The 23,481-nt window shown below is 39.9% G+C and carries 21 protein-coding genes and 1 pseudogene; 2 read left to right on the top strand and 20 right to left on the bottom strand.

From position 1 onward, the window contains the following. Positions 1-2 precede the first annotated feature (2 nt). The 5 genes from LFLEISCH_RS10075 to LFLEISCH_RS10055 all read right to left on the bottom strand — a co-directional run bounded on the left by LFLEISCH_RS10075 (position 3) and on the right by LFLEISCH_RS10055 (position 4,738). Positions 3-1,496, bottom strand: a complete 1,494-nt coding sequence (locus tag LFLEISCH_RS10075; RefSeq protein WP_007476042.1) for an acyl-CoA carboxylase subunit beta — start codon at positions 1,494-1,496, stop codon at positions 3-5. A 3-nt stretch (positions 1,497-1,499) separates the two neighbouring features. Next, positions 1,500-2,261, bottom strand: a complete 762-nt coding sequence (locus tag LFLEISCH_RS10070; protein ID WP_007476040.1) for an enoyl-CoA hydratase-related protein — start codon at positions 2,259-2,261, stop codon at positions 1,500-1,502. 1 nt (position 2,262) lies between these two features. Beyond that, entirely contained in the window at positions 2,263-2,475 is a 213-nt protein-coding gene (locus tag LFLEISCH_RS10065) for an acyl-CoA carboxylase biotin carboxyl carrier protein subunit (RefSeq protein ID WP_007476038.1), read from the bottom strand. Continuing rightward, on the bottom strand, positions 2,462-3,631 hold the full coding sequence (locus tag LFLEISCH_RS10060; protein WP_007476036.1) for an acyl-CoA dehydrogenase family protein: 1,170 nt from the start codon (positions 3,629-3,631) through the stop codon (positions 2,462-2,464). Before LFLEISCH_RS10060 ends, LFLEISCH_RS10065 begins: the two co-directional genes overlap by 14 nt. A gap of 282 nt (positions 3,632-3,913) precedes the next feature. After that, positions 3,914-4,738: an aldo/keto reductase gene (locus LFLEISCH_RS10055; RefSeq protein WP_007476034.1), complete on the bottom strand. Its 825-nt coding sequence runs from the start codon at positions 4,736-4,738 to the stop codon at positions 3,914-3,916. Positions 4,739-4,858: 120 nt separating this feature from the next. Between LFLEISCH_RS10055 and LFLEISCH_RS10050 the strand changes: the two genes are divergently transcribed. Then, the gene (locus tag LFLEISCH_RS10050) at positions 4,859-5,218 is read left to right on the top strand and encodes a MerR family transcriptional regulator (RefSeq protein ID WP_007476032.1); all 360 of its coding nucleotides are present in this window, start codon (positions 4,859-4,861) and stop codon (positions 5,216-5,218) included. A gap of 11 nt (positions 5,219-5,229) precedes the next feature. Here the strand turns inward: LFLEISCH_RS10050 and LFLEISCH_RS10045 are convergent, their stop codons facing one another. Both LFLEISCH_RS10045 and LFLEISCH_RS10040 read right to left on the bottom strand, forming a co-directional pair. Continuing rightward, positions 5,230-5,889: a DUF3153 domain-containing protein gene (locus LFLEISCH_RS10045; protein ID WP_007476030.1), complete on the bottom strand. Its 660-nt coding sequence runs from the start codon at positions 5,887-5,889 to the stop codon at positions 5,230-5,232. Between the two features lie 36 nt (positions 5,890-5,925). After that, a pseudogene (locus LFLEISCH_RS10040) lies at positions 5,926-6,609 on the bottom strand (YjjG family noncanonical pyrimidine nucleotidase). Between the two features lie 88 nt (positions 6,610-6,697). On the opposite strand from LFLEISCH_RS10040, the gene yeiL reads away from it, so the two are divergent. Then, the gene (gene yeiL / locus LFLEISCH_RS10035) at positions 6,698-7,381 is read left to right on the top strand and encodes a transcriptional regulator YeiL (protein WP_007476026.1); all 684 of its coding nucleotides are present in this window, start codon (positions 6,698-6,700) and stop codon (positions 7,379-7,381) included. 17 nt (positions 7,382-7,398) lie between these two features. Here yeiL and LFLEISCH_RS10030 read toward each other — a convergent pair whose 3' ends face one another. The 13 genes from LFLEISCH_RS10030 to LFLEISCH_RS09970 form a co-directional block, all read right to left on the bottom strand. After that, positions 7,399-9,060, bottom strand: coding sequence for a peptide ABC transporter substrate-binding protein (locus LFLEISCH_RS10030; protein WP_007476023.1), 1,662 nt, complete (start codon positions 9,058-9,060; stop codon positions 7,399-7,401). 212 nt (positions 9,061-9,272) lie between these two features. After that, complete coding sequence (locus LFLEISCH_RS10025; RefSeq protein ID WP_007476021.1) at positions 9,273-9,836, bottom strand: GNAT family N-acetyltransferase; 564 nt, start codon at positions 9,834-9,836, stop codon at positions 9,273-9,275. Positions 9,837-9,941: 105 nt separating this feature from the next. Next, entirely contained in the window at positions 9,942-11,459 is a 1,518-nt protein-coding gene (gene cls, locus LFLEISCH_RS10020; RefSeq protein ID WP_007476020.1) for a cardiolipin synthase, read from the bottom strand. A gap of 97 nt (positions 11,460-11,556) precedes the next feature. Next, positions 11,557-12,342 (bottom strand): ChbG/HpnK family deacetylase, encoded by a 786-nt coding sequence (locus tag LFLEISCH_RS10015; RefSeq protein WP_007476018.1) that lies wholly within the window; start codon positions 12,340-12,342, stop codon positions 11,557-11,559. 205 nt (positions 12,343-12,547) lie between these two features. Beyond that, positions 12,548-13,219, bottom strand: a complete 672-nt coding sequence (locus tag LFLEISCH_RS10010) for a potassium channel family protein (RefSeq protein ID WP_007476016.1) — start codon at positions 13,217-13,219, stop codon at positions 12,548-12,550. A 7-nt stretch (positions 13,220-13,226) separates the two neighbouring features. After that, positions 13,227-14,090, bottom strand: a complete 864-nt coding sequence (locus LFLEISCH_RS10005; RefSeq protein ID WP_007476014.1) for a MurR/RpiR family transcriptional regulator — start codon at positions 14,088-14,090, stop codon at positions 13,227-13,229. A gap of 96 nt (positions 14,091-14,186) precedes the next feature. Continuing rightward, positions 14,187-15,617 (bottom strand): glycoside hydrolase family 125 protein, encoded by a 1,431-nt coding sequence (locus tag LFLEISCH_RS10000; RefSeq protein ID WP_007476012.1) that lies wholly within the window; start codon positions 15,615-15,617, stop codon positions 14,187-14,189. Further along, positions 15,598-16,473: an ROK family protein gene (locus tag LFLEISCH_RS09995; RefSeq protein ID WP_007476010.1), complete on the bottom strand. Its 876-nt coding sequence runs from the start codon at positions 16,471-16,473 to the stop codon at positions 15,598-15,600. Before LFLEISCH_RS09995 ends, LFLEISCH_RS10000 begins: the two co-directional genes overlap by 20 nt. 20 nt (positions 16,474-16,493) lie before the next feature. Next, positions 16,494-18,923, bottom strand: coding sequence for a glycoside hydrolase family 38 N-terminal domain-containing protein (locus LFLEISCH_RS09990; protein WP_007476008.1), 2,430 nt, complete (start codon positions 18,921-18,923; stop codon positions 16,494-16,496). A 15-nt stretch (positions 18,924-18,938) separates the two neighbouring features. After that, complete coding sequence (locus LFLEISCH_RS09985) at positions 18,939-19,775, bottom strand: carbohydrate ABC transporter permease (RefSeq protein WP_007476006.1); 837 nt, start codon at positions 19,773-19,775, stop codon at positions 18,939-18,941. Between the two features lie 2 nt (positions 19,776-19,777). Beyond that, positions 19,778-20,659 carry a carbohydrate ABC transporter permease gene (locus LFLEISCH_RS09980; RefSeq protein WP_007476004.1) on the bottom strand — a complete coding sequence of 294 codons (882 nt, stop codon included), beginning with the start codon at positions 20,657-20,659 and terminating at the stop codon, positions 19,778-19,780. A gap of 86 nt (positions 20,660-20,745) precedes the next feature. Next, positions 20,746-21,990 carry an ABC transporter substrate-binding protein gene (locus tag LFLEISCH_RS09975; protein ID WP_007476002.1) on the bottom strand — a complete coding sequence of 415 codons (1,245 nt, stop codon included), beginning with the start codon at positions 21,988-21,990 and terminating at the stop codon, positions 20,746-20,748. 253 nt (positions 21,991-22,243) lie between these two features. Then, positions 22,244-23,481: class I mannose-6-phosphate isomerase (locus tag LFLEISCH_RS09970; RefSeq protein WP_007476000.1), on the bottom strand; the 1,238-nt coding region annotated here is incomplete at its 5' end.

The following is a 23,481-nucleotide window of genomic DNA, read 5'->3' as shown; positions in this document are numbered from 1 at the left end:
CGTTACATCGGATAAATTTTCGTCTGCGCTTTTTTTTCGCGCTTACTTTCATAAAAAGCGAACCGAGTGATGAGCGTTTGTCGCAAATCTCTAGGGGACACCACATCGTCCACCACCATTTCAGATGATAGTTTGAATAAATCTACATCCGCCTCATATTCCTTCATTTTTTCCTGAATAAAAAGAGCTCGTTCATTTTCAGGAAGCTCCGCTATTTTGCCCGCATACACCGCATTAACGGCCGCGTCAGGTCCCATTACAGCAATTTTCGCTGTTGGAAGTGCCAGTGTCGCGTCAGGCTGAAAACCAGGGCCTGCCATCGCATAAAGTCCCGCCCCATATGCTTTTCGAACGATGACCGAAATAAGCGGCACGGTGATTTCGCTCACAGCCGCGATTAATTTGGCGCCGTGGCGAATAATTCCTGCTTTTTCAACTTGTGACCCAATCATAAAACCAGGTACGTCTGCTAAAAAGAGCAGTGGAATTCGGTAGGCATTGCATATTTGAATGAATTTAGTCGCCTTATCCGCAGAATCCGGGAATAAAACGCCGCCTTTTATAATGGATTGGTTGGCGACAATGCCAATGGATTTCCCGTTTAAACGTGCAAATCCCGTGATGATTTCTTTGGCAAATAGTGCTTTAATTTCACAAAATGAAGCCTCATCAATCAGATTTTCGATAAAGTCATACATATTTAACGGGGCATTTTCATTTTCTGGAATAACTTGAGCTAATTCTTTAGCCGCTTCACTCACCCCACGACTTTCTTTTTCGTATGTGGAATAGGAGAGGTAACGTCTACCAAAGAAAAGCGCTTCTTTTTCAGAGGAAACGAGCACATCGCCGCAACCTGAGATGGTACAGTGCATGCGAGCGCCTCCCATTTCTTCTGTTGTCACCTTTTCGCCGATGACTTTTTCGGCCATGCGCGGCGATCCGAGATACATCGAGGCATTTTCCTCAACCATCACGACCACATCACAAAACGCAGGAATATAGGCTCCGCCAGCCGCCGAAGGGCCGAATAGTAAACAAATTTGGGGAATTTTACCCGCTAACTGCACTTGGTTATAAAAAATCCGCCCAGCTCCGCGTCTTCCAGGAAACATTTCCACTTGGTCCGTAATTCGAGCGCCCGCAGAATCAATTAAATAAAAAAGCGGTAAACTTAATTTTTCAGCCGTTTCTTGCATCCGGATGATTTTTTCGACCGTTTTAGTTCCCCAAGAACCAGCTTTTACCGTCGAATCATTTGCGATAATCGCTACTTTTTGGCCATCAATTTGGCCAAGTCCAGTTACAACACCATCCGCCGGTAAGTCCTTTGCGCTAGCGTTCGCAAACAAGGCGTCCTCGATAAATTCGCTATCTGCATCTAACAGTAAAGCAATACGCTCACGGACAAATAACTTATTCTTTTTCGCCATCGCTTCATGATATTTTTGTGCCCCGCCAGATTGAATATGTTTTTTTCTTTCCTCTAAATTCATCTTCTACCTCCCTAAAAATCGCGCCGAACGCTTCTCACTAAATGCCTGAAGCCCCTCTAGGCGGTCTTTTGTTCCAATCAGTGATTGATAGGCTTTTTCTTCTGCTAAAAAGGCTTCCTCCAAATTTAAAGACACGCCCTTCACAACTTCCTTCGCCCGTTTCACAGCAAGTGGAGCATTTCGCGCAATTTCCGTGGCAATTTGTCTCGCTTCAACTAAACAATCCTCTGAAACCTCAGCCACAAGGCCGATTCGCTCCGCCTCATCCGCCGAAATTCGCTTGGCACGTAAAATCAGATTAGTGGCAGCCGAAACCCCCACAATACGCGTTAAATGGACCGTTCCAAATGCGCCCGGAATAACACCAATACTCGTTTCCGTTAAACCCATTTTAGCCGCCCTACTTGCTACACGAATATCACACGCAAGCGCGAGTTCAAGTCCCCCGCCAAAAGCTGCCCCATTAATCGCCGCAATCGTTGGAATGTCCAGTTCATAAACGCGCTGAACAAGCTTTCGAATACGCGAAACCGCAGGCCATACTTCGTCTTCCTTTAAGTTTTTTCGCTCTTTTAAATCCGCCCCCGCTGAAAAAGCCTTATCACCTGAACCTGTGATAATTAAAACGCGAGCTTCTCCGATTTGGTCTAATGCCCCATGAAACGCCTCGATTAACTCGTCTGAAAAAGCATTCATCGCACTTTTACGGTTAATTTTCAACAATAGAATTTGTTCGGTTAAGAACTCACTTTGAATGAGCGTCATACTAGTCAAGCATCCCAACACTATCGTTTTCGTTTACAAAATCTCCTGCTGTAACAGACCATTCAATGATTTTTCCAGTGTTTGGCGCTTCAATTGGTATAAGCATTTTCATTGATTCAATTTGGGCAATCGTCTCCCCTTTTGTTACATCATCTCCAGCATGTTTTTCAAAACTGTGTAGTGTTCCTGTAATGGTTGCTTTAATTTCTTCCATTTTTATCCGCTCCTTCTTTTAAAAGTTGCCTTGCAATAACGAGACGTTGAATTTCAGACGTCCCTTCGCCAATTTCTAAAATTTTGGCATCACGTAAAAGACGTTCCACACCAGCTTCGCGCATATAACCCGTACCGCCTAAAATTTGTAGCGCACGGTTAGCGTTTCTAGTCGCCGTTTCAGAGGCGAATACTTTCGCATAAGCGGCTTCTTTAATAAAAACATCTCCTCTATCTTTTAGAAAACTTGCTTTTTGAACAAGTAATCTTGCTGCTTCGGTTTCAACCGCCATGTCCGCCAGTTTAAATTGAACGGATTCAAATTGTGAAATCGGCCCACCAAATTGTTCGCGTACTTTTGCATGTTGAATCGCCTTATCGTAAGCTTCTTGTGCTAATCCGACTGAAATCGCCGCAATCGAAATACGCCCGCCATTTAAAACTTGAAGTAATTGCTTCATTCCGGCGTTTTGATCCCCTAAAAGGTTTTCTTTGGGTACTTTTACATGGTCAAAATAAATTTCACCCGTATCCGAAGAACGCACGCCCATCTTGTCATAAGGTCTTTTTACCGTAATCCCAGGTAAATCCATGGGAACAATCAGCGAAGAAATCACTTTCCCGCCGTCTTCCTTATAGCCTGTAATCGCCGCAATCGTCACAACCGACGCATAGCTCGCATTAGTAATCCATTGTTTTGTCCCATTTACAATAAAATATTCCCCCGAAAGTTCAGCCGTCGTTTCAACCCCCGCCGCATCTGACCCTGCATTTTTTTCGGTTAAACCGAAGGCCGCAAGTTCACGTCCTTCTGCAAGTGGGCGCAAAAATTTTGTTTTCTGCTCCTCCGTCCCGTACATCGCAATCGGTGCCGTCCCAATTGAAACCGTCGCCACATAACTTAACGCTACCCCGAGGCTAGCTTTCGCAATCTCCTCTGCAACCGTCATATAAGCGAGCGTACCCATCGCCTTGCCACCGTATTCTTTCGCAAAAGGCAGGCCAAGATATCCTTTCTGACCGATTTTTTGAAAAAGCTCTCGGCTAAAGTACGCTTTTTCGTCCCATTCAGCCGCAAACGGCCGTATATATGTATCCGCAAATTGACGCGCGTCTTCTTTTAATTCTGAAATTTCCTTCGAAAGTCCGAAATCCATTTTTCTTCCTCCTTGCCACTCAAACTCTTTACTCTATTCTATGATAATCATTCCCATTTACAAAAGCAATTTTGGGGATTTATCAGCACCCTGATTTTGATGTGAGCCGTTTTGGTTTGCATGAACTTTGAGCTTTTCTACAAGCTAAAGAGACTGGGACAAAAAGGAAGTTTCAAGCAAATAAATGAAAAATAAAAGAACCAAGATCAAGCAATAGAGCCATTTTGACAAATGGATTTCACATGATCTTTGGTTCTTTTTTAATTATGTCTCGGATTCTTATTAAAAATTAAAGTTATCTGGATCTGGACCCGTACGTTCATCTTTATTTAACGCATCGATAGCAGCCATGTCTTCTTTTGTTAATTCGAAATCAAACACATCTGCGTTTTCTATAATACGTTCTTTATGAACAGATTTTGGAATCGTTACAATGCCATGTTGCAAGTCCCAGCGAAGAATAACTTGCGCAACGGATTTACCGTATTTTTCAGCGATTGTTTTGATTTCCGGGTTGTTTAAAATTTTGCCACTTCCAAGCGGTGACCAAGCTTCTACCACAATATTTTGTTCCGCACAGAAATCACGAAGCGGTTTTTGGGAAAGTAACGGATGAAGCTCAATTTGATTGACCATAGGCACAACCTCTGCTGTTTCAAGAAGCGTTTTTAAATGATGTTCATGGAAGTTACACACGCCAATGGCACGTACTTTTCCGTCTTGATAAAGTTTTTCAAAAGCGCGCCAAGTTTCATTAAACTTTCCTTCAACAGGCCAGTGAATTAAGTATAAATCTACATAATCTAATCCTAACTTATTAAGGCTTGTTTCAAACGCCTGAAGAGTAGATTCATAGCCTTGGTCTGCATTCCAAAGCTTAGTCGTAACAAACAAATCTTCGCGGTTCACACCGGACTCACGAATCGCCTCGCCGACACCCTCTTCATTTTTATACGCAGCCGCCGTATCAATGCTAATGTATCCCGCATCAATCGCCCATTTAACAGAGTTCACAGCCTCCGCCCCGTCTTTCACTTGCCAAACTCCAAAGCCAAAACGCGGCATTTCAACACCATTTGCTAGTTTTACAGTATCTTTTAAGCTCATTCAATCAGCCTCCTAAAATCAAATTCAACTTCATCTTACACCTTTGAGTATACTCTAAGGCAAATATTTAGCAAAATTTTTTTTCGACATGCTATTCTTTTTAGAAAAAGGAGTTTTAACATGTCCCTTTCAATAAAAGAAGCATCCGAGCAAGTCGGACTGTCCGCCTATACGATTCGCTACTATGAAAGCGTCGGCCTAATCCCCTTTCTACTGCGGGATGAAAATAATAATCGCGTATTTGACGAAGAAGCCTTACATTGGCTAGATCTTCTTGTTTGCTTACGCCGAACTGGTATGCCACTTGCTAAGCAAAAACAAATTGTCGAACTCACCAAAAAAGGCAACTATACCGTAAAAGACCGGATTGATGTTTTAAAAGAACATCGTAAAGAACTCGAGAAAAAACAACAAGAGCTTGATTTAGCTTTTCAAAAAATAGAAGCCAAACTTGCTTGCTATGAAGATATGACACAGTAAAAAACGGAAAATCAACTGATTTTCCGTTTTTTACGTCTTCGAATTAGCATAATAATGATAGCGACTAGCAAAATAAGAAAGACACCTGCTGAAATCGCAATATTTTTCACATTAGGAACGCCGATTTCAAAATAAAGCCGATTTTGTTTCTCTAACGGAATATGCCAAGTCAATTTCCCGCCTTCTTTTGAATCCGCATTATTTTCGCCAATCGTATCAATTGGAAAATCTAAAACAAGCGTATAGTCGACCTGTGATAAAAGCGCTGTTGGCACTTGATCGCCTAGCTTTTGCTCTTTTAAAATTTTCGGCACATCAAGTGTTGCATCAAAACGAATTTTTTTCATAAAAAAGCCATCCGTTTCCTTTACTTTAACCCCGTATTGATTCGCTTCCGCATTCAAATCGGCTTGCTCGGTCGGTTTCTCCAATTTTTTATGGATGGAAAACTGGTTTTGTGCTGTCTTTTTAATCGTAAATCCTGCCTCTTCTAGTTTTGGCTCAAGTTCGCTTATAACAGGGCCCGCAAATAACCCCATCGCCGTACCCAATTTTATATCAAAATTAAGGTCTGCTGTTCCGTCCTTGTTCACCTTCACCGTGTTGACCACATCGGCGCAACCAGTAAGTAGCAGTGTCATACTCATAAGTAAAATTAGTAATCTTTTCATGTTTAACCTCCGCTATTAGCTTACCACGGTTCACGTCTAACTTAAAATATTTAGAAGCTTGGAAAGCGCGTGAATCTCATAAGTAGGTTTTTCATCTTGCGGTGCTGTCAAATGATCCGGGTTAAACCAACAACTATCAAGACCAGAAAGACTAGCACCGCGAATATCAGAACTAAGTGAATCCCCGATTAAAAGCGTCTTCTTTTTATCAAAATGAGGAATGCGCGCAAAACAATAATCAAAAAACTCCGTTTGAGGCTTCTAATAGCCTGTATCCTCCGACACAAAAATCTTTTGGAAGAAAATATCTAGGCCAGAATCTCGCATCCTCCGGTATTGCGTTTTCGATACACCGTTTGTCACAACAAAAAGAGCATAGTGAGGCGCTAATTGAGTAAGCAGTTCCGCAGCACCACCAATTTTTTCATGCCCCTCTTCTAAAAAACCCCGATATGTATTTTCAAGAAGGACCCCATTCACGGTTTGACCATGCAACTCAAATAATTTAGCAAAGCGCGTTTGAATCACCTCATCACGAGAAATTTCTCCGCGCTCAAACGCCTTCCAAAGTGACTGATTCAGCTTCTTATACTGAACCGTCAGCAATGTCGCATCCGAAACGCCTTCACTTTCAAACAATTTGACTAGCGCATCATCTTCCGCCTTCTTAAAATCTAATAAGGTATCGTCCACATCAAAAAGCAACGTATCATACTTCATTTTGACTCCCCCAACTCTTTTTTTAGCATCTTAACATAGTTTTCCGTATAATAATAGGAGAAATCTCATATAAAATGAGGGAAAAACGATGAAAAAAATAACCAATCACACACAAATTTCAAAAGCCCTTGACATAAGCCCCTTTCAAAATCTTTTAGAAACGAAAAAGCTAGATCTTTATTCTGTTCAAAAAGGGGAGTTTATCGTCCACCATTTAGCGCCTCTTGAAAATCTGTATTTCCTCCTCAGCGGAAAAGCCAAAATTAAAATGACGCACGAAAACGGCAAAGTCTCCCTTATCGATTTTATTTCAGCCCCGTCCTATATTGGCGAACTTACGCTTTTAGGCGTTGAAGATAGTCCGAAAGACGTCATCGCCCACACAAATGGCGTTTTATTAGCTGTACCGCTTAAGGAGAATCAAACGCGCTTACTTGAAAATGCTTCATTTATGCATGACTTGGCGGTTTTTTTAGGCAAAAAAGCTCTACATCGAACTGAAGCCTTAACGGAAAGCTTGAATTTACCTTTTTCAACTCGTCTAGCGCGCTTTATTTTATTAACCGAAGAAGAGGGTTTCTATTTTGAAAAGCATACAGAGGTCGCAGAATATTTGCATGTAAGTTACCGGCACCTGCTTTTTGTCTTACACGAATTTACCAAAGAAGGACTTTTAGAGAAAGCGGCACGCGGCTATAAAATTAAAAATTATAACGGCCCTTTTAAAAAAATAAACGCACTATGCCCGCAAAAAAACAGAAACTTAGCATAACTAAGTTTCTGTTTTTTTTATTTTTTCTCAATCCATTTATAACTATATGGTGCCCCAAATAAATGGTGAACCACACCTGTAACATTTGGTTTTTGAAGAACGGCTGTACCTGACTGATAAAGCGGTGCAATTCCAGCATCATCTAGTAAAACTTTCTCGGCTTGAATCATAGTATTCCAGCGTTCTTCTGGTTTTGTAGCTAATTCACCTGAAGCTTTTGCGAGTAAAGCATCATATTCTTTATTTGAATAGTTTGCACGGTTATAATTGTTATTTGTGGTTTGAATATTCAAGAAAGTAATCGGATCTTGATAATCAGGACCCCAACGTGTTAATTGAAGCGTATAATCTTTATTTTCATCTAGTTGCAAACGCGATTTATACGGAACCGTTTTAATTTTAATCGTGACACCATCTAAATTGCTTTGTAACGCATTTTGAATAAATTCACTTGATTTTTTGTTGAAATCCTGGTCATCGGCAAGAAGTTCAATCGAAATTTTATCAATACCAAGTTCTTCCTTAGCTTTGGCCCAGTATTCTTTCGCAGCTTTTTGGTCGGTCTTTTGAAGCGAACCACTCTCTTTACGGAAATCTTCATCTGTTTCTGGGTTAAAAGTAAATTCACCTGGGACAAATCCGTTTATTGCTTTTGACCCGTTGCCAAGAACTGTGTCCACTAATTGCTCTTTATTTAAAACTAGCGCAAAAGCTTTACGCGCATTTGCATTTTTAAACAAGGTATCCTTACCATCTAAAATTTGATTGAATTTCAAATAATAAACGAAAGCTTCTAAATCCGTTTGATAATCGGGATCTGAGCTTTTTTGTTTGGCATAATCGCCTGTTAAAGTCGCACGATCCAGTTTCCCAGTATTATATAAGTTTACTGCCGCGCCTGGTTCTTTCACAACTTGGACATTAATTTTATCGACTTTTATATCTTTTTTATTCCAATATTTATCGTTCTTTTCAAATTTCCATGTTTTACTAGTGTTATTCCAATCTTTCATAACAAAAGCGCCGTTATAAATCATGTGCTCGCTATCTTTGGCATAATTATCGCCTTGTTTCTTCACATATTCTTCTTTTTGCGGATAGAACGGCTGGAAGGTTAATAAGGAGTGGAAATAAGGAACGGGCTGTTCCAATGTAATTTCAAGCGTCGTATCATCCAGCGCTTTGACTCCTAAATCCTCTGGTTTTTTCTTTCCAGAAATAATATCTGTCGCATTTTTGACGATTCCATCAAAAATAACCGCATATTCTGCACCTGTTGCCGGATTTACCATTTTTTGCCATGCATAAACAAAGTCTTGGGCGGTAACTTGACTGCCGTCGCTCCATTTCGCATCATCACGCAATTTAATCGTATATACGGTTTGATCCTCATTCATTTCAGGATCACCCGCTGCAACACCGGGTTGTGTTTTATCATCCTTATCTAAATAATAAAGCCCTTCAAATACTTGATTTTGAGCCGTAAAACTTACACCATCTGTCCCTTTTGTAGAATCCATAGAAGGGATTTCTGCAGATTCCATTAGATTTACTTCTTTTTTTCCAGAAGATGAAGTGCCACTCGTTTTGACCTCATCTTTGCTTCCCCCACCACAAGCCATAAGCACCACACTTATAAGTGCGACTATGGCTGTTAGTAGCCAGTACTTCTTTTTCATGCAACCAAACCCCTTTTTCAAATTTTCTGTCTATTAGAGAGATGCCACTATAGACGCACAGATCAATTAGAATATATTGTACAATCTTAATTTTCTGTGTATTTTATATATTAGCACATCTTATCGAAATAAAAAAGCTAAATTTTAGATTTTTTTTAAAAAAATTTAAAAGCCGCAGAAATTTCCTCTCTGCGACTCCTTTTTAAATTCAATTAAACCGATTTTTGCATATGTTCGTACCTGTGTCCACTTAATAAGATTTCTCCGGTAGTTTGGAAACCTAGACGCTCGTATAAACGTTTGGCTGCTTTATTTTCTTTATCACAATTTAAGCCGATAGTATGTTCACCGTCCGCCTTTGCGAAACGAGGAAGTTCATTTAAAAGCGCAGTGCCGATCCCTTTTCCGCGGTAATCGGGGCTTGTGACAATAGAATCCAAATACCACTCCCCGCTAAACGTTTCCTTTTCCTTAAAAACCGCCGACTGGTCAATAAGCTTATGCGCTTTTGCGAGTTCTGGCCAAATTTGGTCGATAAAAGGCTCTTTTGCCCCGGGATATCCCGAAACAACACCTGCAATTATGCCATTATCGTCATACACATGTAAATGATTAAAGCCGTACCGATAGTCAGGTACAGAAATGGCCACAACAAGCGTCTCAAGAATCTTTTCTTCACTCTCTTTTTGTAAAAGGGGAAGTTCCATGTCTTTCCAAATTGTAAATAAAAGTGGCGCTACCATTTTCGCATCCTCTGGCCTAGCATCTCGTATCATTTTATCCCATCCTTTTAAAAAACTAATTACCATTAGGTTAATGATAACATATCTATAGTCCCGACGACAATGCCCTGAAAATAAAATTATTTTCAGGGCATTCGTTTATAAAATCGGAGAAAGTAAACTAGAAAGGTTTTCTTTCATTTTCACATACCACGATTTTTTCCTAATATCTTCCATTGTGTAAAGCTTGCTCACCTTAAAGTCTGCCTCAAAATCACGTTCCATTTTCACAATCGCCTGATCACGCTCATAAAGGAAAATCATTAATTCATGATTTAAACGGAAACTACGAATATCGAAATTAGCCGTTCCAACAGCGCCCCGTTCCCCGTCAATCAGGAGAAGTTTCGCATGGACAAAAGAGTCGTCACGGTAGGCATATACTTTTGCCCCCGCATCAAGCATCGTCTCAATATTTGAGTTACTTCCGTTGAATGAAATCCCGCGGTCTCCCTTACCTGGCAAAATAATTCGGACATCAATGCCGCTTAGTGCGACACGACGAATCACCGCAAGGGCCTCTTCATCTGGGACAAAATACGGAGAAGTAATCCACACAGACTCTTTGGCAGAATCCATTAAATCAAGAATGGCATCGCGCACATATTTTTCCTTATCATATGGCCCGCCGTACACCACTTGCGCCCATTCATTCCCAGCAGGTTTGGGTGAAAAATATTGGCCGATTCCGGCTTCACTAATAAACCCGTCAGCAGCTCCCGCTTTATTTTCCATATAAACCCAGTCGACTAAAAAGGATTCTTGAAGTTCAATGACTGCCATACCTTCCACTTGAATGTGCGTATCGCGCCAAACAACAAAGTCAGGCGTATTACTGCGGTACTCCTCGCCAATATTTAAGCCTCCCGTAAAGCCGATTTCGCCATCAATCACAATGATTTTACGGTGGTTTCTAAGATTGGCTGTTCTCGCGACCCAAATCGAACGAATGGGGTCAAACGCATGAATTTTTATCCCAGCTTTACGCATCGGTTCTAAAAAGTGTTCACTTAATTTGGCAGAACCCCAGTCATCATACATGAAGCGAACCTCAACGCCCGCATTCGCACGTTCGATTAAAATATCACGTATTTCTTGACCGATAGCATCCGATTTATAAATATAATATTGAATATGAATATGATTTTGGGCCTTTTTAAGCGCCTCAATAATTGCAGGAAATGTCTCTTCCCCGTTTGTTAAAAGTGTCAATTTATTCCCATTCACAGGATTAATTTCTGTTAAATGTTGAATTCGCTTTGATAAATGGGGCGGCTTTTTGCCATCCTCATAGGGTGGTAGATGGTGAATCGTACTCGCAATTTTATGCATTTCATTTGTCTGATTATGAGTAAAAATACGATTTTGCGGGTTTCTTCCAAAAAATAAATATAAAAATACGCCTAAAATGGGCAATACAAAGACTGCTGCCATCCAAGCCACTTTTGAGGTTGTATTTCGTTTATCCCAAAATAAAAGTCGAATAACAATAACGACACCAATAAGTTCCACAATAAAGCCAGCCGTGTATAAAATCCATTCCGACCATTGTCTTAAAACAAATCCCATAAATAATACTAGTGCAATAATAATAATTAATTGAAATCTTTTTTTCATCTGTTTGCCCCTTTTTGGTTTAATATTTTCAGTATATACTCTATCCCCTTTTTATGCGTACATAAATCCTTTTTCTAAAATAAAAAATTAGGTTTTTCTACTCTTTTAAATCAGCAAATGTGATAAGCTCAATTTGATTACTCGTGAACCATTTTTTAACGAGTGGGCTACAAATCGTTTCGAGCTCTTTACACCTTAGCAGTGTGTAAGAAGAATTGTCAAGGACAAATTGGTCTAAGTAGCCTACATCAAAATGCATTTCTGCAATTTCATCTTGGCCTAGGTCGAGCAATTTAAAATCATCATTTAAAAAGTTCCGAACGGATACGCCGTTTGAAATATATGGTAGCGCGCCTGATTCTAGCAATTTTGTAATCGGCTTATAGCGCTTATTTTCAGGCCATTTCTTATCACCACTATATTTTAAGGTGACATGTACGTTCATTTCAAGGCTTAAATCATAAAATACTTGATCCACAACCTCATCGCCAATGGAATGGCAATCCATATGCTCCGGATAATGCCCGGTAAGCTCTTTAAAGCGCTCCATTTGCGCAAGGGTCTCCGTTCTAACGTCATCGTAGCAAAATGTAAACCCTGGGTTACTCCGGTAATAAGCCGAACGGTGAAACTCCCCATTTTCATCCACAAGAGAAGGGATGTCTTTCGGGTTTGCGCACGGTTTTCCGAGTAAAAAGTTGGTATGCTGCCCGACGAATAAATCGGGGTAATTTTTTGCTAAACATGCGGCGTGACTCGCGGCCTCTAAATTCGGCATAAGCAGTGTGGAGGTAGTTATGCCGTCCGTATAACTTTTAATAATGCCATGATTAATCGCTTCTGACATTCCAAAATCGTCTGCATCTAAAATCACTTTTACCAAAAAAACACAACCTTTCTTTATACATTTTATTATACAAGATGAAATTGGATAATTTCACCTTTCACTATTTTTCTGACATTATGTTCATTTGATAGGAAACAAACCTCATATTCGGGAAGATTCAGAAGAAGTAAAAGAAGATGTATTGAATCAAATTGAAATTTTGAATAAGCTAAAATAAAAGGTCAATGTGTAAATGGCTTTTTTATTGTTTTAAATACTGGATTATTTTTTCTTTTTCTTCTTCCGTAAGTGAATCAATATCTTTTAAAATCGCATAAACATCTTTCTTATTTGTCATAAAAAAGGATGTAATCGTACTTGTAATAATCCCAATTATCCCAATCCCGAATATCATTAAAACAGCAGCTATAATACGACCGATAAGTGTCGTCGGTGAAATATCCCCGTAACCAACTGTTGTAATCGTGACTAGTACCCACCAAAAAGCATCCCCATAAGAATGAATACTTGGCTCGATTAAATAAATAGGGATTGGTAGTATCAAGACCAATAGAAGGATGGCAAGAAAAACCTTATCCAAATGTTTTTGCCGCATAAAAGTAAAAACCGGTAAAAAATAACGACTCCCAATCGAAGTTAGTCTAAGTAATCTAAACACTCGAAGAATTCTAATCGTTTTAAAAGCCGCATCAAAAGGAATAAGTGCAATTAGCTCAATCCAGTGCGTCTTTACATATTCTTTTTTACTTGTTGCTCTTATAAAGAAAAAGATGTAATCCGCTAAAAAAACGAGCCAAATCACCCCATTTAAAATAGCCACATATAAATGATCAAAGGGCAATAGAATAATCGAGATAATAACTAAAATCAACATAAAGAAGTCATAATATATTGTTTTTCTGCTTATATTCAATTTAGTGTCATCCCTTCCCGTTCCTTTTTTTGAAATAAGGGCGTGTCTTAGAAATTTTTGAGGCCACCGTTTCGCCGTATACGCTCGCGTACACTGAATAAATGATGTCCATCACATGAAGCATCTCAATACGCGAAGCCGCCGCCACATACCCTTCTGGATGCTCAATTTGCGCGACTGAAATATTGCAATCCGCTACTTGCGTTAAACTGTTATCCCCTTCCGCCGTAAATGACAGCGTGTATGCCCCGAGCTGTTTCGCGATTTCAAGTGCCGCAATCACTTCCTTCGTTTCGCCGCTATAGGAAATCCCGACCGCCACACAGCCCGTATCCGACTGCTGGGCTTGAGATATTTGAATATGCGAATCCGCAAAAGCACTTGTATTTTTACCCGAACGCAAAAAACGGTAAGAAAAATCTTGCGCCACTAAATTCGATACCCCACAACCATAAAAATCAATTCGTTCTGCTTCGAATAAAACTTTCGCCAAGTCTGTCACAAGTTCCGAGTCTAAAAATTGCACACTTTTAATCATCCCGTTGATGGTTAAATTGGTAATAACTTCCCCAATTTCAATCGCCGCTTTGTTCGGATAAATATAGCCACGGTTATAGACTTCTTGCTTTTCAAAAAACCATTTATGTAAATTTAGAACGAGGTCTTGCTTAAAATCGGTGTAGCCATTGTAGCCTAGTTTTTTGCACATCCGTACAATTGTAGCTGGACTAGTGTAGCATTCCTTCGCTAGTTGCGTAATATGCATAGTTTTAACAGCTTCCGCATTTGTAACAATGTATTTGGCTATATCTTGATAGGAACTCATAGACTGCTTTGCTAGCGCTTGTAATTGTACGATACCTGATTTCAATTCACATAACCTCTTTCCCTTCAATTTGTATACATCTATTATACAACAAATATCCCCGTGATTATTATGAAATAATCACGGGGATAACACCACAAGTTATATCTTTAACTTTCCAATCTCTTTTAAAATAAATTCACAAAATATCGAATTGGACCAAGAGAACCATTCTCGCGTATAGATGTTCGGATCATCCGCTAGAAAACCTTCATGTGTTAAATCCGTATCGGCATCCGTTGTTTCAAATAAACGAAGCAGTTCCTTTCTCTCCTCTTTATCTACTGAAGTCAAGCCTTGAATGGCAAGCCCCATATGCCAGACATAGCCGGGCGGGGTATGTGGGCTCCCTAGGCCTTTCGCTATTTTGCCTTCAAAATAATAACGATTATCTGTAGATAAACTGAAGCGTCGTGTGTTTTGATAAATTGGATCACTCGGCTCGCAGTATTTAATATATGGAAGCGATAGTAAGCTCGGAACGCCTGTATCATCCATACAATTGTGATGGCCTAAACCATCCACTTCATAGGCATACATATCCCCGTATTTAGGATGCTGAATAATGCCAAATTCATTTATTCCCGCTTGAACTTCTTTTCTTATCTGAGCCACTTCATTTTTTAGCGTTTCCTCCTCGACAAAGAAAGCACTTAAAATTTCTTCCAAATAGCCGAAGATCACAACAGCAAACATATTCGCCGGAATGAGATAGCCGTATTCACAAGCATCGTCACTTGGACGAAACGCCGACCAAATCATTCCCGTGTAGCCGACTTCTGACCCACGACCATTGTTTGGCACACTATCTTGCTCTACGCCATTTTCGCGTATGAAAAAGTACTCGGATTTTTCCATGTGGTGCTGTTCCGTGCGGCATACTCGTACAATTTCTTTAACCGCTGCTAAAAATTCTGAATCAAAAATATCTGTTCGCCCTGTTTTCTTCCAGTAAAAATAAGCAAGTTCAACCGGAAAACAAAGGGAGTCTAGTTCATATTTACGCTCCCAGCTAAGTGGATTTTTCCTTTCGCTTTGATCAATCTCACTCCAACAGTTTCCGTCCGCAGAAAAATTGAAAGCATTCGTATAAGGGTCATTTACAATATAACGAAATTGCTGGCGAATCACAGACCCAATCACATCGTATAGTTTCCCTGTCGGATCATCCAAGTTTAAAAAGACACGTAACTGTCCGCCTGAATCCCGAAGCCACATCGCAGGAATATCTCCTGTAAATAGAAAAGCTGAATCATCCTCTTTTTGAACGAGTGTTGTTGTGATTGTATTTAACATACATTTACGAAACATGCGTTTTAGTTTGTCAGAGAGTTCGCTTCCTTCTAGCACTTCATGTATTCTATCACCAATTATTTCTGCTAGTTCCGAATTATCTTTTTTGGCTTGTTTTAAAATCGTTTTTGTAATTTGGCGCAAGCGATAATACGTTTCATCGCCCATAAAATCAATATCTCGACTTGTTTCATTTAGTAAATTTTCATTTTCCATTTTGTCAGTCCCTTCTTTTGACAAGCATAGCCGCTCCGTATAGCCCTGCATCTTCACCAAGCGATGCCAGTTTCAGCTTTACATTTGAACGCATCGATTCATAGACAAGCGTTTCCACCCTATCTGTAAGATGCTTAATGAGCCACGGATTTCGCAACATAACAGCTCCACCTAAGACGAAAATTTCTGGGTCAAGCACTTGAATCATAGACGTTAATCCTGCTGAAAAATGAGTAATCCAACGCTCCACAATTCCCTCCGCCTCAGAATGATGATTTTTAGCCGCGATAAATAAGTCTTTCGCCGTTTTTTCATTACCAAATAAGCGTTTACTTTCATACAGTAGCGCCGTACCACTACAAACTTCCTCCAATGTATTTCCACCGCTTACGTCCACTATCATATTCCCAACCTCAGAAGCGTGCCCATGAAAGCCCGAAAACAACTCTCCGCAGTGAACGAATCCGCCGCCAACACCCGTACTAACCGTAATAAATTGAACCGTATGACAGCCTTTTCCGGCACCTAATTTGGCTTCAGCAAGAGCCGCAACTTTTGCATCATTTGTTAAAAAAACGGGTTTTCCGAAACGTTTAAAAATGGCCTCTTTTAGACGAAAACCATGCCATCCCGGCAAATTAGGTGCGTCTAAAATGATACCTTGCGCGGCGTCTAGTGGCCCAGGTGCCCCGATACCAATTCCAGAAGCAAATTGATTCGGATCGACTTGCTGAATCATATCGAAAAGTTTCTCTAACGCCTGCGCTACGCCTAAATGCGCCTCAGTTTTCTGTTCTGCTCTTTCCATAAGTTGATACGCATCGTTGAAGAGGGCCACTCGCATATTTGTTGCGCCAATATCTATCCCGATTCGGTACATAAAATTTGCACTCCTCATTATTAAATATACATCGATAAAAATCCTTGATTGTAAGCCTTACACAACTCGGTGGCTTCTTTTGGTTCTTTTTTCGAAACCACTGAAAGCGTATAGCGGAATTCATAAAAGCCGGCTAAATCCACTTTAAAGTTTGTTTCCCAAAAATTATTCATCGCCCATACATAAAGTGGCTCCGCATTGTTCGTTTCTTTATTTTGACCAGAAAGTTCAATTAAATGATGTTCGAGCTCGCCTAAAACGAGTAAAGGGGTATCTTTTAGCGCGATTAAAAAGGATTTTTCAGTCCCTACATAAGCGGCACCTTCTTGCACCAAATAAAATTCTTGATTAGTTCCTGGTAGTTGGTCCACCCCGGGCCGCATGACGCATCCTGCTTTATCAAAATAAAGCTCTTCGGTTTCGCCTGTTGTAAACGGAAACGCGATATATAAATTTTCCGGATCCCAAACACTATCTTTATGAAGACGCAGGGTTACATCGATTTTAGGGGTATCTCGGTACACTTTGACATGGATTTCATACATTTGCGTACCTACTAACTCATAGGTGAAAACGGCTGTTGCGCTGACTTCGCCTGATTCAACGATGCGAATATCGCTTAGCTCTGAAACGTAGCGTTTTGTCCCTACTTTCTTGCGGTTCCGCCCCATCGTATGACGAACTTCCCACGCATCTGGTTTAGTTTCTGTCCGTTCATAAACGCCTACAAAAGGCGCGTGAATAAGGTTATCACGAAGTAGTGACCGACCGTCTTGTTTATCAATGAAAGAAACAATTCCTTTCGTTTCGTCTAACGTCATTTTGTAGTAATCTGTTTCAATCTGGTGCTCGTTCACACGTAAACCATCTTGCCATCCCTCATACATAATGTCTTTAATTTTATCTACCGCTAAATATTGATAGTTTTCTTTACTTAGTTTCTTTTTAGGGCGAATCCGGAAAATTCGTTCTTCAAATGCTTCTAAATGAGTGACGATTTCCACTTCTTTTGCTCGAGCAATTTCACGAACTTGTGTACGAACAACCTCTCCTGTTTTTTCATCCACCACTTCAATGTTTTGTAGCAAAGTATCAACCGTTACGCCTTCTACATCTTCCCAGTGCTCAATGTATAAACACACACTATCCGTTCTAGCAATGCCAAGCGGATTAATGACTTTAAATAATTTTTCACGTTCTGGTCGAATGCTTACTTCACCTTTTGTCGCTAAGATTTCATCCAGTTTTAAAGAAGCTAATTGATTCGCACGTATCGCATAAGCCGATTTCCTAAAATCTAAATCATTGACAAGCGTTTCCCAAGGTTCTGTTACAGAAGAGGAATAGCCCCATGTATGTTCTGCATAAAGCGCAAGTTCATACTCCACATCTTTCATATAAGCCTTATCCTCTACGGTTAATTCAGGCGATAACTGTTTCCCGATGTGGTACTTACGCTGCGCATCTTTATAATGTTTTACTACAGCAGGCGTTGAACCTACACCATCCGCCCACCAGTCATTCCAGTCCCCTCGGTACACCGGCAGTTCGTTCATTTTTTCTCTTAATATTTCGAAAAAGTGGTTGAGCGTAATCATTTCAATTTGAATTTCCGCGCCGTGGCGCTCGTTCCACTCTTTTATCCGCTCTAAAATCCGCCCATTGGGAGCCCCGTTGTCAGTACTCATCCCAGACACCATGATAGGAACAAAATCATATTCATATTCAGGATCGCTGTCTAGCTTACCAATATACTGGTAAATCCGGTCTTCTGTAATTGAAAAATCAGAAACCGCTGCTTTTTCATTAAAACGGTCTTCTAAGAGGTATGTAATGCCATGACCGGGGACGAGGCAAAGTTCATTTCCCATATGATAGTGATCGGAAACCCAAGTTAAAACACGGTCGCCGCTTGGTCCTTCCCACCAAAAACCGTTGTGCTTCTTCCCAGCTGGAAACATACCGTGATGGGTGTGAATACAGCTAAATAAGTTTTCAATTCCGTTCTCTGCTAGCGCATCTGCATACCCCCATGAATAGCCATTAATATCTGCACTCATCGCTGAATCAAGCGGTACAGCTAGGCGATCAGCGTAGTTTCTGCCTTCTTTTAGTTTATGATTTAAAACATCTTGATCAACTAATTCGGTCATGTTTAAATAATTGAGCGAAATATCAATTAAGCCGGCCTGCACGTAACGTTCAAAACTCGCAATATTTTCTGCGCTACTATTCGCTAAAAAGTTTTCTACTTGCCAGTAATTTTCACAAACCCAGCGGAATCCCTCCCATTCAGGATGCTCCCCGTCTTCTATAGCCTTTAAAATGTCAATGGCTTGTTGAATAAAATCAACATGGTAGCGTTTTAACTTTTCTTGCCGCTCTGTGTAACCAATATCCGTATGAGAATGATGCAGTACATATAACTTCCATTTTTTCGATAAACTCATTTTTACAAACACTCCTTATTTTGTAGTTACAATAAATCCTTTTTCTAAATTTCGATGCGATAAAACAAATAAAATAATCGTTGGGATAGATACGATAATGGCTGCAAGTAAAATGGGCGGTACCTTTTGAATGGTCGAGCCGCCTAAAAGCGAAACCGCGGCCATGACAGGTCTTGCCGATTCCGATTTCGTGAGCGTCATACCAAATAACAAATCGCTCCATATCCATGTGAATTGGAATAAAAATACAGCTGCAAGCGGTGCACGCGCCATAGGCATATAAATTTTTCTGAAAATGTAAAAGTCTGAAGCCCCGTCAATTCGCGCGCTTTCAAGCATCTCTTTTGAAACACCCATTAAGAAATTACGTAAAACAAACACACTAAACGGAATAATGAGCGCCGCATAAATTAAAATCATCCCGATTCTCGTATCATACAAACCCACTTGATTATACGCTTTAAAAATAGGGATCAAATACACCTGAAACGGGAAAATGGTGCCACTGTAGATGACAAAAAACCACAGTAAACCGTGCTTAATTTTCAGTGTCTCAATCGCATACGCCGCAAGCGCCGCCATAATAATCCCAAGACCTCCCCCAAGCATCCCGTAGATAATACTATTGATAAAGCCCGAACCAAGCTGAATTTGTTGCGTTAAATATTCCCAGTTTTCCGCTACCGAAAATGATTTTGGTAAATCCCAAAAATTTCCCACACTATATTCCGCTGAACTTTTCACCGCATTCACAATGACATAGAGAAACGGAAAAATCCAAATAATCGCAAGTAAAATTAAAATGATATTGATAATCCATCTAGAAACCCCAGCACTCTTTGTATTTTCCATGGTTAAGCTCCTCCTTCCTTCGTAAATGTTTTTCGTAAGTAGAAAATAGAAATAACTAAAATAATAACCGATAACATAATCGCAATCGCTGAACCCATTCCTAAGTGATTATTCGAAAATGATTCTTTATACATCGTGACAGCAAGCGTCTCAGAAGTCCGGTACGGCCCCCCGCCCGTCATAATCCAAATCCCGTCAAACGTTTTAAAACTATTGACAAGCGACATCAAGACCACAACAATAATCGTTGGCTTTAATAAAGGTAAAATAATTTTTGTGTATAGGCCAAATCCCGTAGCGCCCTCGATTTTAGCAGCCTCAATCGGTTCAGTTGGCATATTTACTAATCCGATAATAAAAAGTAACATATTCATCCCAATGCCCTGCCAAATACCCGCCACAATCATAACGCCCGTATTGACATAAGGAATGTTTAACCAGTTTTTATCCAAGTTTTCAAAACCAAGCATCCCTAGAAGTTGCGGCAAGCCATACATAGACAATAAGCTTGTCATAATGAGACCGACAATAACGCCTGAAACCGCATTAGGAAAATAAAATAGGTTTTTAAAAATCGTCGCAAATGAACTTTTCGTTATCGCAATAGCAAAAAGAAGCGGTAAAACAACCGGGATAATAAGGCCCGCTGCTACCCAAACGAGCGTATTAATACAGGACAGTAAGAAATTTTTATCTTGAAAAACCGCGATATAATTACTAAAACCAACAAATTCGAAACTGCCTAACCCGCTCCAATTTGTAAAGCTAATAAAAAGCGTAAAAATAATTGATAAAATACAAAAGCAAAAGACGAAAATAACTGCCGGTGCAATGTATAAATAGGTTTTTAATTCCCGGCGTCTTGGCCGCAATTCTCTACTCATCCGAATCACCCTCTTCTAGTAAAGTTAGTTTGAAAGCAAAAGGTGAACATAAGAATCTTCACTATGCGCACCTTTTACTGCCACTTTTATTGGAATGTTTTGTCTGCTGTTTCTTGAATCGTATTTAATGTATCGTCAATCATTTTATCTGTTGGGTTATAGAAAAACTTCCATAATTCATCCGTTGCAACATTCACGATTTCGATTGGCGTCGCTTCATAATAACGAACCATAACCGAATATTTATCCGTATCGGCCGCTTCTTTAACAAAACCGCCATTTACAGGATCATCTGATTTCGTGTTATCCGTATTGATGATTCCTGCCTCATCGACAAATATTTGTTGCACATCTTTTTTATAAAAACTTTGTAATACTTTTTTAGCATCCGCACTTTGTTTACTATTTTTTGAAACCGCAATTGGAGAAGCTTCAAAGAAAATGACTTTCTTTTGTCCTTCTTTCATAGAAGGGGCTACAAAAACGTCGAAGTCTTTTCCTGGTTCCATGTTGTATTCTTTTTTAAGTGTTGTAGACGTCACTGTTGGTTCGTAGATCATCGCGCTTTCACCTGTTGAGAACATTTTTGCTTGGGAAGCAGGATCAACTGGCTCGCCGAAATATCCCTTTTTAATCAAACCTTGCCAGATTTTCATAACTTTTTTCATTTCTGGATCTGTATATTTAATGTCCCCATTCGTTAGGCCTACATAAAGTTCAGGGTTGTAGCTTGCAATCAGCGTTTGGAACCAAAGGAAGCTTGCCCACGGATCATTTTTAAGTCCAACCGGTTCTATTTTTTTCGATTTTAATGTGTCACATACGTTAATAAATTCTTCCCATGTTTCGGGTGCTTTTAAGTTATATTTATCAAACACTTTTTTATTATATATAATCCCATTGTAAAGTACGCTAAATGGCGCTGCATACACCTTGCCGTCTATAGTAAAGGCATCTGCTAGGCCGGGGTTTACACCTTCTTTTTCATAATAATCTTTCCATTCTTTTGATAAATCTACAACTAAATCATTATCGACTAATTTTTTGAGCTTATCGCCGCTCCACCAAGTAAATAAACCCGGTGCTTTTTTGCTATCTAATGATTGTTGAACAGCCGTTTCATAAGCAGTTACTTCGGTGTAACCGACCGTTTTATAGCCCACTCCCCCGTCATCTACAATTTTATCGGACATCGAATTCATTATGCCCACATTTTCTCCGCCTTTATCTGTATAAAACTCTACGCCTGAGCTTGCTGAACTTCCCCCACCACAACTTGCTAAAAGCATTAGGACCGCTATCATACAACTTACAGAAATAATTTTTTTCATCCTAAACTCTCCTTTTTATTAAATTACTAATAAAAATATAATGAAATATTTTTATTTTCCGATTTCCTATTATCCAGATAGATAATTTTTAGAATTGCCTTATTTCTTTTTCATTATAAATATTGCCTTATATGGGTGCAAGCGGTTACAAGGATTGCGAAAATGATTTTCGATTGACGAAAAAAGTATTTACATATAAAAAAAATAGGACATCCGTTGATTCTAAAATAAACTTCTGTCCTATTTCTGAAAACTACTGAATACGGGCACGTAAAATGGCTACCTTCTCACTATTTCCAATATTTCTAATTCTAAATTTCTCAATTTGTGCTGGAATCACAAAAGTCTCCACATAATGCACTTCAAATGCCTCAAACGTATTATCAACACTTTCAACAACCACTTTTTCACCCGCAACTAAATTCAACATATTGACTGTTTTTTCGCTATTATCATAATCAACATAGTCCGTAAACCAGTCACGCTCAGTTACAATTTGCTCTGTCCCGTAAAGTCCTGTCTGTTCTTTTGTATGTAAATCGGTTTCTTCAAGCAGTTCAAAATGGTTCACCAGATTTTCCCTTACCCATTTTTCAGAGCGATTCCAGTTAATGACCTTCTCACCGTGATTGATATGAACAGGACGCGGTTTCCCGTCAAGCCCAAGTCTTCCCCAATCCCAAAGTTTAAAAGTAAAAATGTAAGCCGATAAACTGACTTCAAGGACCATTGAGCCCGCGCCTGAACAATGAACGGTGCCGGATGGTATTAGAAAATGATCGTGCTTTTGAGCTTTATGCGTGTGCATGTAATGGTCTGCATCAAAAGGAGCGTCTCCACTTTCTGCTTGACGGAGAGCAGCTAACAAATCGGCCTCCTCTACACCATCTTTTAGTCCTAAATAAACGACGGCTTCATCTTCAGCATCTAATAAATAATAGCTTTCTTCTTGGGTATAATCCATGCCAAATTGCTTTTTAATATATTCTTTATCTGGATGCACTTGTAAACTTAAATTTTCGCCGCCCATCGTATCTAAAAAGTCAAAACGAATTGGAAGTTCTGCACCAAAGCGACTAAAAACAAGCTCACCCAAAAGCTCAAGCGGATATTTTAGCACCGCATTAATGGCCGGGGTCTCAATGCACATATTTCCAAATTGTAAATATAAACTGTTTTCTTCCGCCACCCCGTCAAACGCCCAGGCCAATTTCTCGCTTTCATGCGTAATGGAAAGTTTGTCCTTCATCCAGTAACCGCCCCAAACCCCCGGATCAAAATACGGCACAAAACGAAACGGACCAGAAAGCATTTCCGTAAGCCCCAAACAATAATCAGACCACTTTAACATCTTCGGTTGGTTTAAACTGTTGTCGTCTATGTAGTAGTCAATTTTATGAAATAGCGACACCTTCATACGGTCCGCTGCACGCCAATCTAAGAAAAAACCACGCTTATACTTACCGTAAGATGTCCTCATCCACATTCGWG

Origin of the sequence: Listeria fleischmannii subsp. fleischmannii LU2006-1, from assembly GCF_000344175.1 — a bacterium.
GTDB classification, from domain to species: domain Bacteria; phylum Bacillota; class Bacilli; order Lactobacillales; family Listeriaceae; genus Listeria; species Listeria fleischmannii.
This window is presented reverse-complemented; position numbering and strand designations above follow the sequence as displayed.